This is a genomic window from Chryseobacterium indologenes, assembly GCF_001295265.1.
GTDB lineage: Bacteria > Bacteroidota > Bacteroidia > Flavobacteriales > Weeksellaceae > Chryseobacterium > Chryseobacterium indologenes_A.
The window spans coordinates 157,073-170,413 of sequence record NZ_LJOD01000003.1 but is presented as its reverse complement, the minus strand read 5'-3'; the positions used below and the strand labels follow the sequence as shown (position 1 = coordinate 170,413).

Here is a 13,341-nt window from a genome sequence, read left to right as displayed (position 1 = left end):
TCAGATAATGGCAGTAACTTCATAAGAGTTTTGAATATAAATAATTAAAAGCTCCTGAAATTTGTCGGTTTGAAAAAATACCTCGCTGTTCTCGTTTCCGGTGCATTGATGTTAAGCTCATACCACGGGGTTATATAGGGATTAAAAGGGTTGGAAAGAACATGAACTGATTGTGCCGGAGTAAACCCTTCACTTAGCAGAAATAATCTTTTTCCATCTTTATTTTCACAAACACCGGAAATAAAAACAATATGCCCCGGGCTGCCTGGGGTAATCAGAATATCCCCGGTCTTCAGATCAGAATTTTTCATGACCGGTCTCGTTTCTCTGTTTAATGAGATGGTTCCCGCGTAATTAAATATCAGATCCAGATAATTCCTGAAACTTTGGTAAGAATCATCAACAGCTGCCGTTTTCCGGAAACTGACTGAATTACCATTAACAAAAGCCCTGATGCCATTTTTATAATCATTCCAGGAAAGCAGATCTCCGCTTGTAAAATGAAACTGAATCTCATCAAATCTTTTTGCTTTATAAAGATACTCCGCTCTCATCCGGATAGCAGCATCAGCACACTGCTGAAGATCTTTATTTCCGGTATCCATGTCAAAAACAGCTTCATGAAGATGCTGGGTGGAAATCGGAACCCCGTCATAGCGTAAAATCTCAGTACCGTAAGGTTTCAGCCTGAAATGCTCAATGAAATATCCAAATGAGCCGGCTTTTTCTTCAATCCACTCGTACCCTTCGGGAGGAGAAAACCTTTCCCTGACTGTATTTTTATCTTTATCGATTTTTAAAGCATTTTTTGCAGCCAGCTGCTCATTCTTATCAGGTTCTTCCAGCAGACGGTCTGACAGCTTTTCTTTTGTACAGCCTGTGAGAAGTACAAAGACAATGATTCCTATATTAATTTTTTTCATGCGTTTTTCATTGAACACAAAGATCATTTTTTTTCACCTATCTACCAATAAAGGATCTGAAAATCTGCTCAATCTGCAAAATCAGCGGGAAATGAAAAGTACAGCTCAAAATGAGCTGCACTTTTATTATTGTTCCACTTAAAAAATTATCCGTTCCACGGTTCCACTTTAAGGATTTCTATTTTTCGTTCACCTTCTCTGAAAGGCCAGCTGATACAATCTCCTACTCTATATCCCACTACTGCAAGCGCAATATCCGAAAGTATGGAATGCTTGTTTTTCGCAGGCTTTGCCTTAGCTGAGGAAACAAAAATATATTCATGTTCAAAATCCAGGGTATGGTCTTTTAGAGTTACTTTTCTTTCTACGGTTACAATATCTTCCGGCAAATCTCTTCTGAGGACCTGCTTCGCTTTCCTGAGCTCTTCGGTCAGCCTCTTTTCTTCTTCCTTACTTACTTTTTTTCTTCTCAGGGTATCTTTGATAGCATCGTATATTCCGGTGGTGACTGTAATATGATCAGACATTTTTATTTTTTTAAAATTAAATGATGCGGCTATTCTTTATGATCCAATGCAGGAACACAGATCAAAAGATCTTTCCCGTAGAAAACCGCAAAAAACAATGAGTAATTAAAATGAATTCTGAACTATTTCCCTGTCCTGGATCCTGACAGGGCTTAATTGATAAAGTCCTTGGAACTTTTCAGAAAAGAATCTGTATGTAAATATAATAATGACAGCAGCAATCCTGATTGCCGGCGTATCGCAGATAAAAAGACCGTTGCTGTCATGATATAAGTTATTCTGATTTCTTACAAATATAAGATTTAAAAACGGAATGCCGCCACTGCACTTAAAGAAACTCTTGCCAGTCCTTCTTTCTGATCATTCCCGAAATTAACAGTCTGCCTGTTATAGCTCATTTTACCCAATGTCCCCGCTGTAGCACCAAACTTGGGGCCTATCATCAGGTTTTTGGTAACCGCATACTGATAGCCTGCTCCTACTTCTATTCCAAACGTAGAACCGGTACCTTTTACAGATCCTGTTTTTGTAGTGTAACTGATTACGCCCATTGAAACATCCGCTGCAAACTTGTGCTTTGTAGGCTTAATATGATTGGAAAACATAACAGAAGGACCAAAGAAAGTGATATTATCTTTTGTATTGACTGATACATAAACAGTCTGCCCGTTCATATTATTTCCGCGTAGCAAACCACTGCTTGAAGCGCTGTAATTGGAAAACTTAGCCCCAATCCCAATATGTTTTACATTATAATAAGCCGCCATTTCAAAATTAACGCCGCTTTTCAGACCTTTTATGTAATCCTTCTCTTCTCTTGAAAGCCCGGAAGCAGTTTCAGCAACTCTCCATCCGAATCCCACGGCAGGCATGATGGTTATTTTTTCCTGGGCAAATGAAATTAGAGAGCCTGAAACAGCCCCTAATAGAATGAGTTTTTTGATCATAATTAAAAGTTTTCAACAAAAATAATACTTTCCGGCAAAGAGATCACTACAATTTAAACCTCCTGTTCTCTTTTTTATCGGAAAGCTTTTTCTTATTATCCAGTCTTTTCTGCTTCTGGGCTTTGGAAGGCTTCGTTGCCGTTCTTTTCTTTGGAACAATAAGAGCTTTGTTAACAAGATTGGTTATTTTTTCAATGGCCTTATTTTTATTCATCAGCTGGGTTCTGCTTTCAGAAACCGTCAGAAATAAAAATCCGTCCGCGTTGATCCTGTTTTTCAGTTTTTGCTGAATCAGCTCTTTCTGATCATCATTAAAAAATTCTGTCTCTGCCACTTTCCACAAAACGGTGACAGCTGTCTCCACTTTGTTGACATTCTGGCCTCCTGCACCACTGCTACGGGAGGTTTTGAAACTGAGTTCTTTGGAAAAATCTTTCATTTTTTTGAGATGATGAATTGAAGAGTAAAGATAAAGACTATTGCCGGATCTCCACTATTTTTTGCAGTTCAATCCTGTTAACTTTACCATTCGGCGTCCTTGGAATCTCCGGAATAAAAATAACCTCCTTAGGCTTATGAAAGCTTTTCTCAAATGGCAGTTCTGAAATTTTTAAAACCAGATTTTCTGATTCTTCACCTTCTACAACCAATATCAGTTTCTGGCCGAGACTTTCGTCTCTCACTCCTAAAAAAACAGCTTCATTCGGAATTTCTTTTTTCACTAAGCCTTCCAATGTTTCCGGAAATATTTTTGCTCCCCCTGAATTGATGACATTATCAATCCTTCCTAAAAATTTAAATTGCTTTTTATTTTTAATGTCTACCAGATCATTCGTCTGCAGAACTTCAGAATTCAGCGCCGGAGCGGAAATCTTCAGACAGCCTCTTTCATCTTTTGAAACCGACACGTTTTCAAAGGCTGTAAAATACTCTTCAGAAACGGGAAAAATTGGTTTCAGAGCAATATGGGAAAGGGTTTCAGACATTCCATAGGTTTCAAATATTCTTCCTCCACGGGTATTTTCGCTGATTTTTTTCTTCAAAGATTCTGAAACTGCGGCACCTCCTATAATCAGGTTGTTAACCAGATGGAGTTTATCCAGAGAATTTTCCACCTGGAGCGGCGTCATGGCACAGAAATCTATTTCTTCCTCCAGATCCCTGACCGGGTGTAAGGATGGATCTGCTGTCAATAGTTTCAATTGTCTTTCCACAGAACGGACCAGCATCATTTTTCCTGAAATGTATTCTACAGGAAGGCAGAGCAATGCTGTATCTCCCTTTTTTAATCCCAGAAAATCACATGTCATCCTGGCAGAGCTCAGCATTCTCTTTTTCTCTATTCCGAAAATTTTGGGCTGTCCTGTAGAGCCGGAAGTCTGTACCTTTACGGTTGCTCCTTCCGAAAACCATTCTTCTAAAAATTTTTTAGTTTTTTGCTCAAATTCTGTTTCCGGAGATAAATTATTAATATTGAGATTATTGAAGTCTATCAGCATATTTTCCTTGAATAAATAGAACAGTAAATTTAAAAAAAAGTTTAAAAAGTTCTTGTATCTAAAGAAAAAAGCTGTAAATTTGCACCACTGAAATAAACAAAGACCCATGGTGTAGCGGTAACACTACTGATTTTGGTTCAGTCATCTGGGGTTCGAATCCCTGTGGGTCTACAAACCATCCTTTTTGAGGATGGTTTTTGTTTTTATTCTTTTACCATTGCAATTAATTAAAAATTCTTTCCATTTCAGTGTTTCAGAAGGTTAATTCCGCAGCAAAGCATTCAATCCATATTTATCAAACAGAATTCTTCCTATTTCAATTTTAGACCAGCCTTCTTTTAACCGATAAGTGAACAGCAATTGCTCATCTTTCACAAAAGATTCTAAATTCAATACCAGAATATTTTCATTTTCTGCCAGGTCTTTCTCAATAAGATTCAGATGAGTAGACAGGATAAACATTGAGTTTTTGTATCTGGACAATCCCTCAACAGTTCTTATCGTAATCTGTGCCGCATCATTAATATTGGTTCCTTTAAATATTTCATCAAATACCGCAAAACAGTTCTTTGATTTAAGTTCCAGAAGAACCTCTTTCAGGTTGATGATTTCCCGGGCAAAATAGCTGTAGCCTTTTTCAAGATCATCATTCACGGAGAAAAATAAAAATATACTGTCATAAAACGGAATATTGCAATACGTTGCAGGCACGGCCAGCCCCAGGTGAGCCAATAAAACAACAATGCTGATGGATTTCATCGCTGTAGACTTCCCGGACATATTAGCCCCTGTAAAAATAACGGTATTATTTCCGGTAATGTTCACCGAATTCTTCACGGAATCTGCAAGGTTCAGATGATAAAATCCGTTAATGGTAAAGGTATTTTCAGAATTGAAATGAGGAAATACCAAATCAAATTTCCTGATTCCTTTTGCTATAGCAGAATACATATCAAACCTGTAAAAGAAATCCCAGAAAGAAGTGAAATTTCCACTTTCCTTTTCAGATTCAATCTTTATTAAAATGGACTTTCTCTGTTTAAAATTTAATTCTTTACCATAATGTTCATTTACAGATAATGAATTAATGAACTGAATCGTTTTCCCAATCTCCCCGGCATATTCTGCATTGAAATTCTTAAGGTTTAAATTTCTAAGTAAAAGCCCAAGCCGGTAGAAGAACTCTATAAACAAAGAGATATTAAAATTAATTTCTTTGTAAAACTCACGGTAAGTAAGGCTTGTTAAATGGGTATAATGCCGGCTCTCGGTTTCATCCAGAAATTTATGAACAGAAGAAACCGTCTGATCATTAATTTTATAGTTCTGTATTATTGAAATATTTTCTAAAAACAGTTTTAATGTATCCTGAACTTCAAGTGCCTGTTCTAAACTATGGTTTTTCCGATTAAAAAAAGAGGTCAGATATTGTTTGGACCTTCTGGTCTGGGTATAATCAAAGTGAATTAATACTTCTGAAATATTTTTCATAGTTTATCTCTTCCAAAATCTATTGATTCTTATAATGAAACGGAAGTTTCACAAGGTCAATTACTTTTTCTCCTCGGTTATTTTTACCCGCCGTCCATACCACTTTATCAGTTGCTTTGGCGGCAGCGGCCTTTACTTCATTATTAAAAGTCTCGTTTTTCCCATAGGTAGATACATTCAATACTTTGCCATCATCATTCACCTTTATAATGATCTCTGTATTCAGGCTCTTTCCTAAAGGCTTTACCGCATCCTTATTCAGGAGCTGTTCTACTTTTTTTACAAAAGCTTTGTTGCCTCCGGGAAACTGGGCAGGAAAATTATTCACAGGCGGAGGTGGTACAGAAGGGTCCTGCGGCTGCCTTGATTCATACCGGGCAGCAATTTTAGTATCCCCTTTTGTTTTCTGTGCAAAAGCAACCGTAGATAAGCTCATCAGACCGGCAAGTATAATTTTTTTCATGGGTATTGTATTGAGGTTATATGTTTTATTTAACAGGATTGAAAAGTAAGCATAATTTACATGGATGCACAGAATAATTTGAAATTTAACAAATCATTGGCCATTCCAATACTAGAATAAAGCAATAAAAAAGACTTCCGGAGAAGCCTTTTCATATGGGTTGATAGAATTCTGATCTATTTTCGTTTTTTCAGTTCATCAATTTCTTCCTGAACAGATTTCATCTTATTTCTTAGCTCCTCACTTATCTTTTCAGGGAATTTTTTCAGCTTTCTAAGGTCTAAAGCTAGCATAATAGATGCAATTCCGATAAAAATAAAGGAAACCGCCGTAAGGGTAACCAAAGACATTCCTGTAAATACAGGATTGAATATCAGCAGTAAAGAAAAAATAATTCCTCCGGCACTTGCCAAGGCTACATTTCCCCAGCTCAGTATTTTCTGGCTTTTCAGATCAAAAGCAAATCCCAAAAGCTGAAATGAACGGAATAGCAGGGTAAATCCTACCACAAACGGAAGAACCGACATGGAAATCTGCGGATTAGCCACAAGGTATAAACCTATAGCCGTAGTAAGCAGTCCACTTACCAGAAACCATCCCCATCCCTGCAGGGATTTATTGTTCTGTATGGAAAAAAAGATTTCTGTAATTCCCGAAACCAGGAAAGATACACTGAAAATAACAGAAAGCGTTACATACGTTGCCAACGGCACACTGAAAACATAGAAACCACAGATAAGGAAAATAATTCCGAAGATCAACGGAATATACCAGTGTTTCACTGAATTGGTAAGGGTCTGAAAGAAGTTTGACATAAGCTGTATTTTAGGCTGCCTACTTTGTACCACGGTGTTCGGCTTGTCCGCAGGAATTTCAAACGGATTATATTTTCACATCCGTTTGAAATATAACCTATACTAATTTACGGAAAATCTTTCATTAACACCCGCTCACCTCTTTGCTTGTCGGATTGACTAAGACATTTCCAATAAAAAGTATTGCAGTTTACTGAAGCCAGCTGGTGCCCGATCTGCTATACTATTCTGAAGAAGTTTTTTATTTATATTTGATTTTGTGATTCAGCTCTAAAGGGTTATTTTCCTCAAGAATAGATTTTTGTGCTTCCCTGATCATTTCATTTATGTCTTTTTCATTTCCCTGAGGATCTGTAAATGTAACTTTTTTGGCAGTTTTGGAGTTCCAGGGGTCATTATAATAAGATTTCCCCAGAAGATCATATTTTGCCCAATCAATTGTAATGGTTTTTGTTCTTGCATCAAACCAATGGCTTCCATTTTTTATTTGTATCAGGTTGAAGGAATAATCACGTTCTGTATCTTCAATAGAAATGATTAAACCTGGCAGTCCATAGAAAATATAAGGTCCATCATTAAAAGGTAATTCTGTTGTAAACCACGCAATCCAATTTCTGCCGCCATAGCTAACTTCCGCTTTTTGTGATTTATATTTTCCGATTATTTTTTGTTCCGGTAAGATTTTCCAGTTTAACTGTTCATCAATAGGAAGAAGGTAATTGGTACGTAAATAAGTAATAATTTTCTCAACTTTATGATGAGTAATATCTTTTTTAACGTAAAATTGATTTTCAACTCCCATTCTATACCCTCCATTTTTATTAATGAATGTTAAGGAATCTGCCTTTTTAGCGGATGACTCCCGGAAAATAGAAATGTTATTCTCAAAATCCAAAACCATATTATCCGTAAAAATATCTTCAGGTTTTTCTTTAATAGATTTACATCTGGTTTCATAGATAAAACTAAACTTCTGTGAAAAACAATATGTTGACAGCAATGAAAAAAATAAAATACATTTCAACAGGTGTGTTATTCTCATAAATTCTATATTAATTTGGGGATTGGCGGTCCGGATGTGAAACTTTAGTTTAGAAATCAAATTAAGTAAAAAAAATTAAGTAATTATACATTTTATTGAGAAATACAAATGTCAGCCATACTTTTATTATGGTTAAATTAAGCAAAAAAGGACAGACAAAGTCCATCCTTTATTTAATGATATTATTTTCTTTGAAAATTTCTACCCGGCGGGTTTATAGATTTTATACATCACAAATAAAAATGCAATCCATATCGGAATCAGGATTACCTGAATTTCCATTCCTGTGAAGCACATCAGCGCCAAAATCAACAACAGGAATAAGATGCAGATATAATTAGACACCGGATAGAAGATCGACGGGAATTTCGACGGACTTCCTGAGCTGATAATACTCTTTTTGAATTTCAGATGAGTGTAACAGATCATCAGCCAGTTGATAATCAATGTGGAAACCACCAATGCCATTAAATACTGAAAGGCTTTTTCAGGAACCAGCTTATTAATAATGATACAGATTCCGGCAAAACAAGATGAAACAAGGATAGCGTTCACCGGAACTGAGTTTTTATTCAGTTTTTGAAGGAATTTCGGGGCATTTCCCTGTTGGGCCAGCCCGAAAAGCATACGGCTGTTACTGTACACACTGCTGTTGTACACCGATAAAGCGGCTGTAAGAACAATCAGGTTAAGAACATTAGCAATCAGTGAATTGAACTGTATTACTTTCCCAAACATACTGAATTCAAGACCGTTAAGATTCTGGAAAACCATCACAAAAGGACTCGTCCCTTCTGTAATTTCCCTCCATGGGCTTAATGAGAATAAAATAACCAGCGCTCCCACATAGAAGATCAAAATTCTGTAGATCACCTGATTGGTTGCCTGGGGAATTGTTTTTTCAGGATTTTTCGCTTCAGCAGCCGTAATTCCAATCAGCTCCAGTCCTCCGAAAGAGAACATGATCATGGCCATAGCTGCAAACAATCCGGAAAACCCGTCTGCTGTTTTATTAAACAGTCCTTTCGGGAAAAACCCGCCATCATTCCACAAGTTCTGGATACTGGCTTTATCTCCACCGGTACCGCTTACCAACAGGTAGATTCCGAAAATGATCATCGCCACAATAGCCACAACTTTTATAATGGAAAACCAGAACTCTGTTTCACCATATACTTTCACCGAGGCCAGATTGAGGGCATTAATAACAATAAAAAAGAATAAGCTGGAAACCCAGAGCGGTATTTCCGGCCACCAGAAATGAACATAATGGCCAATAGCCGTAAGTTCCGCCATACTTACAAGGATATAGAGAATCCAGTAATTCCATCCTGAAGCAAATCCGGGAAAGTTCCCCCAATATTTATAGGCAAAATAACTGAAACTACCTGAAACCGGCTCATGAACCACCATTTCGCCCAGCTGGCGCATGATAAAGAAGGCGATGATTCCTGCCAAGGCATACCCAAGAATAACGGAAGGACCGGCCAGTACAGCCGCAGGACCTATCCCGAGAAACAATCCGGTACCAATGGCACCTCCGAGGGCAATTAATTGAATGTGTCTGTTCGTTAAACCTCTTACCAGAGTACTGTCATTGGATCCGGTTTTATTTTCGCTGCTCATAGAATGAATTATGCCTTAAATATATAAAACTTTACAGAAATTCACGTTCCATGACGCTTACCGAACACACAAAACATTCAGTATTAAATAATTAAAAAGAAAAAAGAGCAGAAATTCTTTATAAAAACTCCTTCGGAACTGCGATATTATTCTTTTTCATATACTCCAAAAGCCCCTGATAGCGTTCTTCATACCCATCCGTTCCGCATTTATGCGAAATACTGCAGATATCAGAAGGCTTAATTTCTAAAATATCGGAGATCTTGGTAAGAATTTCCAGATTGATTTTCACTTTGGAATTCTCAATATCGGAATAAGCTTTCTGGGAAATTCCCATTTCAAAAGCCATATATTCCTGCGTAAAATCTTTACTCCGCCTTATTTTCCTGATGTTTTGCCCACATACTTTCATCCTTTTTGTTTTTAGTAGTTTTTGGTATAGTTTAGAAGATTATCTACTAGCCTCTAACAAAGTTAATAAATACCTTTGGCAAAACATTATACACGTTACATGATATTTATTTTTTCACATAAATTCATGCTGCTCAAGCCGGATTTCGGAGAATAAATATCACTTCAGTACAACACACTTGGAATTATGGAGACGCAAAAATTTAATTATGACAATAATATTGTCAGAGCATTCCTCTATGCTACAATCGTATTCGGGCTGGTAGGCTTCCTGCTGGGACTTACGGCCGCACTGATGCTTTTTTATCCTGAACTTCCTGAATTTTTATTCGGAACAGATGACACCACCATCCAGAGTTTGAGAAGCGGTAATATCCAGGGGCTGATTAATACACAAGGTGCCATGGGCTTCGGAAGAATCAGAATGCTTCATACGAGTGCCGTTATTTTTGCTTTCGTGTGTAACTCGTTTTTCTGCGGTGCTTATTACAGTATGCAGCGGCTTTTGAAAACAAGAATGTACAGTGATATATTATCATGGATTCACTTCTGGTCATGGCAGTTTATGATTGTTACCGTAGTGATTACTTTCTTAATGGGAATCAATACTTCCAAGGAATATGCCGAGCATGAATGGCCTATTGATATTCTGATTACTTTCTCATGGGTAATCTTCGGGATCAATATGTTCGGAACCATTGCCAAAAGAAGGGTAAGACACCTTTATGTAGCCATATGGTTTTATCTGGCCACCTGGCTTGCTGTGGCAATGCTTCATATCTTTAACAACCTTGAAGTGCCTTTATCTTTCACAAGCTGGAAATCCTATTCTGTATATGCGGGAGTAAAAGATGCCCTTGTGCAGTGGTGGTACGGCCACAATGCGGTAGCATTCGTATTGACCACTCCCGTACTAGGCCTGATGTATTATTTCATGCCGAAAGCGGCTCAGCGGCCGGTCTTTTCATACAAATTATCTATTATTCACTTCTGGTCGCTGATTTTTGTATACTTATGGGCAGGCCCTCACCACCTTCAGTATACAGCGCTTCCGGCATGGGCCCAGGCCGTGGGTACAGGATTCTCAATCATGCTTATCGCTCCGTCATGGGGTGGAATGCTGAACGGTCTTCTTACCTTAAGAGGAGCCTGGGATAAAGTGAGAGAAAATCCGATCCTTAAATTCTTCGTCGTAGCGGTTACCTGTTATGGAATGGCCACTTTTGAAGGACCTCTTTTAGCTACAAAATCTTTAAATAAAATCGGGCATTATACCGACTGGGTAATTGGCCACGTACACTTAGGAGCGCTTGGATGGAATGGTTTCATGGCATTCGGAGTAGTTTATTACCTGGTACCCATCATGTGGAGAACCCCGCTTTGGTCTAAAAAATTAGCCAACTGGCACTTCTGGCTGGGAACATTGGGAATTATATTCTATGCGGTTCCGATGTATATCTCAGGATTCACACAGGGATTAATGTGGAAACAGTTCAATCCGGACGGAACCTTATTATGGAAAAACTGGCTGGATACAGTAACAGCAATCATTCCTTACTTCAAAATGAGATTCTTAGGAGGTATTCTTTATCTTACCGGAGCGATCCTGATGGTGGTGAATGTAGTGAAAACTGTAAGAAAAGGATCATTCCAGAAAGAAGTTCCTGCAGAAGCTCCTGCACTGGCAGACATCGGCAGTGCAAGAAAACAGGGCGAGGGCATACACCTCTGGCTGGAAAGAACTCCTGCTCTGCTTTCTATCCTGGCTTTTATCACCGTAGCTATCGGAGGACTGGTGGAAATTGTTCCTACCTTGTCCCTTAAGCAAAGCGTTCCCACCATTACTGCGGTAAAACCTTATACTCCGCTGGAGCTGGAAGGAAGAGATCTTTATATCCGTGAAGGCTGTAACTCGTGCCACTCCCAGATGATCAGACCATTCCGTGACGAGGTGGTAAGGTTTGAAGGTAAAAACGGACAATATTCCAAAGCAGGAGAATTTGTGTACGACAGACCATTCTTATGGGGATCTAAGAGAACCGGGCCGGATCTTCACAGAGAAGGTGGCAGAAATCCGGATTCATGGCACTTCAAACACATGTATAATCCGAGAATTACCTCTGCAGGTTCCATTATGCCACGTTTCCCATGGCTGATCACCAACAAACTGGACCGTACGCAGATGGTGGATAAATTAAAACTGATGAAAAACTCTTTCGATGTACCGTATACCAAAGCAGAAATAGATTCTGCAGGAAAATGGGCAGATAACCAGTCTAAAGCAATCGTTAAAAGAATTTATGCAGAAGCAACAGACGTGAAAGACCAGATGGAAAAAGAAAGAGCAGCTAAAGGAGCGGGGTTTGTACCGCTTGAGCAGAGAGAGATTATTGCAATGATCGCCTACCTTCAGAGACTGGGTACCGATATTAAAACAACGCAGATCCAGACGGCTAGCGCTGAGTAATTATTAAAATGTAAAGCAATGAAAACGAGAACCCCTATTTCAGTATATATCGCGGCAACGATAGGCTTAACGATCATGGCATTTGAAATGTTCGCCGGAGATTCAGGTTACTTATCTTCTCCTTTTTTCTGGGCGCTGCTGCTAATTGCCGTTATCCTTCTGATGATCATGAACTCTATTGGAGATCTGGTTGAAAATGAAACCTTCAACAGGTTATCTGAGGAAGAGAAAAAGCAATATCTGGCAGAAAAAAATATTCCGTATTACCAGAAGCTATGGAACTCAGCCTTTAAGAAACAGTCCGCTACAGAAGAAAAAGATATTCTGATTGACCATGGTTTTGACGGGATTACAGAGCTCGATAACTCACTTCCGAAATGGTGGATAGGACTTTTCTGGTTCGGATGTATCTTCTGTGTGGTGTATATGACGGCTTTTGCTTTCACAGATTATGCCCACCCGGAAGCTGAATATGATAAAGAAGCGAAAACCATGCTGGCTTCCATTCAGGAGTATGAGAAAACCGCACCTCAAATCAATCTGGAAACCGCGAAATACAGTGCAGATAACATTGCAGAAGGCCAGGAACTGTTTAAAACCAACTGTGTAACCTGCCATGGAGATGGAGGAAAAGGCGGTATCGGTCCAAACCTTACCGACACTCACTGGATCAACATCAAAGAGAAAAGCTTATTTAAAAACGTCTTCTGGATGCTTGAAAACGGTTCTCCGAATAACCCTACCATGAGACCTTTCATCAAAGACGGAACCATTACCGGAAGAGATGCTGAAAAGATCGCCGCCTATGTTTACCATATCAATCAGGAAACGGCACCCATCACAGAAGGTCAGGGAGGAGCTGCTCCTCAGGGTGAAGAAGTGAAGTGGGAGAACGGAAACGAATAGAAAATTTATTACCTCAAATATATTAAACCATGCCAGCCCCCTTTGAAACTACACTAACATTTGAATTTCATTTTTGCTAACCTTTTCAACATTAAAAAATGATCAAAAGGGGGCTTTTAAAGAATAAAAATCCACGTCTTGGCTCGTTCTTATCAACTAATTCACTTGACGACTACTAAACTAAATTCCATAACAGGACAGCCAAGGCAGGATTTTTGTATATG

At 38.6% G+C, this 13,341-nt stretch carries 13 protein-coding genes and 1 tRNA gene; 3 read left to right on the top strand and 11 right to left on the bottom strand.

Annotation, left to right across the window (positions count from 1 at the left end; translation table 11 throughout):
* Positions 1–44: 44 nt before the first annotated feature.
* From AOB46_RS06875 to AOB46_RS06855, 5 genes are all read right to left on the bottom strand, one after another.
* On the bottom strand, positions 45–923 hold the full coding sequence (locus AOB46_RS06875) for a DUF4846 domain-containing protein (RefSeq protein WP_062697644.1): 879 nt from the start codon (positions 921–923) through the stop codon (positions 45–47).
* Positions 924–1,069: 146 nt separating this feature from the next.
* The gene (locus AOB46_RS06870; protein WP_062697642.1) at positions 1,070–1,450 is read right to left on the bottom strand and encodes a GreA/GreB family elongation factor; all 381 of its coding nucleotides are present in this window, start codon (positions 1,448–1,450) and stop codon (positions 1,070–1,072) included.
* 302 nt (positions 1,451–1,752) lie between these two features.
* The gene (locus AOB46_RS06865) at positions 1,753–2,397 is read right to left on the bottom strand and encodes a hypothetical protein (RefSeq protein ID WP_062697640.1); all 645 of its coding nucleotides are present in this window, start codon (positions 2,395–2,397) and stop codon (positions 1,753–1,755) included.
* A 46-nt stretch (positions 2,398–2,443) separates the two neighbouring features.
* On the bottom strand, positions 2,444–2,836 hold the full coding sequence (arfB, locus tag AOB46_RS06860) for an alternative ribosome rescue aminoacyl-tRNA hydrolase ArfB (protein WP_062697638.1): 393 nt from the start codon (positions 2,834–2,836) through the stop codon (positions 2,444–2,446).
* A gap of 37 nt (positions 2,837–2,873) precedes the next feature.
* Positions 2,874–3,896, bottom strand: coding sequence for an AMP-binding protein (locus tag AOB46_RS06855; protein WP_062697636.1), 1,023 nt, complete (start codon positions 3,894–3,896; stop codon positions 2,874–2,876).
* A gap of 100 nt (positions 3,897–3,996) precedes the next feature.
* Between AOB46_RS06855 and AOB46_RS06850 the strand changes: the two genes are divergently transcribed.
* Positions 3,997–4,067 (top strand) — tRNA-Gln (locus AOB46_RS06850).
* 90 nt (positions 4,068–4,157) lie between these two features.
* Here AOB46_RS06850 and AOB46_RS06845 read toward each other — a convergent pair.
* From AOB46_RS06845 to AOB46_RS06820, 6 genes are all read right to left on the bottom strand, one after another.
* Positions 4,158–5,387: a MutS-related protein gene (locus AOB46_RS06845; protein ID WP_062697633.1), complete on the bottom strand. Its 1,230-nt coding sequence runs from the start codon at positions 5,385–5,387 to the stop codon at positions 4,158–4,160.
* 19 nt (positions 5,388–5,406) lie between these two features.
* Entirely contained in the window at positions 5,407–5,850 is a 444-nt protein-coding gene (locus AOB46_RS06840; protein WP_062697631.1) for a hypothetical protein, read from the bottom strand.
* Positions 5,851–6,026: 176 nt separating this feature from the next.
* On the bottom strand, positions 6,027–6,665 hold the full coding sequence (locus AOB46_RS06835; RefSeq protein WP_062697912.1) for an HdeD family acid-resistance protein: 639 nt from the start codon (positions 6,663–6,665) through the stop codon (positions 6,027–6,029).
* Positions 6,666–6,906: 241 nt separating this feature from the next.
* Positions 6,907–7,707, bottom strand: coding sequence for a GLPGLI family protein (locus AOB46_RS06830; protein WP_131724330.1), 801 nt, complete (start codon positions 7,705–7,707; stop codon positions 6,907–6,909).
* Positions 7,708–7,908: 201 nt separating this feature from the next.
* Positions 7,909–9,333, bottom strand: coding sequence for an amino acid permease (locus AOB46_RS06825; protein ID WP_062697626.1), 1,425 nt, complete (start codon positions 9,331–9,333; stop codon positions 7,909–7,911).
* Between the two features lie 118 nt (positions 9,334–9,451).
* The gene (locus AOB46_RS06820; protein WP_062697624.1) at positions 9,452–9,745 is read right to left on the bottom strand and encodes a helix-turn-helix domain-containing protein; all 294 of its coding nucleotides are present in this window, start codon (positions 9,743–9,745) and stop codon (positions 9,452–9,454) included.
* 186 nt (positions 9,746–9,931) lie between these two features.
* Between AOB46_RS06820 and ccoN the strand changes: the two genes are divergently transcribed.
* Positions 9,932–12,211 (top strand): cytochrome-c oxidase, cbb3-type subunit I, encoded by a 2,280-nt coding sequence (ccoN, locus tag AOB46_RS06815; protein ID WP_062697622.1) that lies wholly within the window; start codon positions 9,932–9,934, stop codon positions 12,209–12,211.
* Between the two features lie 18 nt (positions 12,212–12,229).
* Positions 12,230–13,117, top strand: a complete 888-nt coding sequence (locus AOB46_RS06810) for a cbb3-type cytochrome c oxidase N-terminal domain-containing protein (RefSeq protein WP_062697620.1) — start codon at positions 12,230–12,232, stop codon at positions 13,115–13,117.
* The last annotated feature ends 224 nt before the right edge of the window (positions 13,118–13,341 follow it).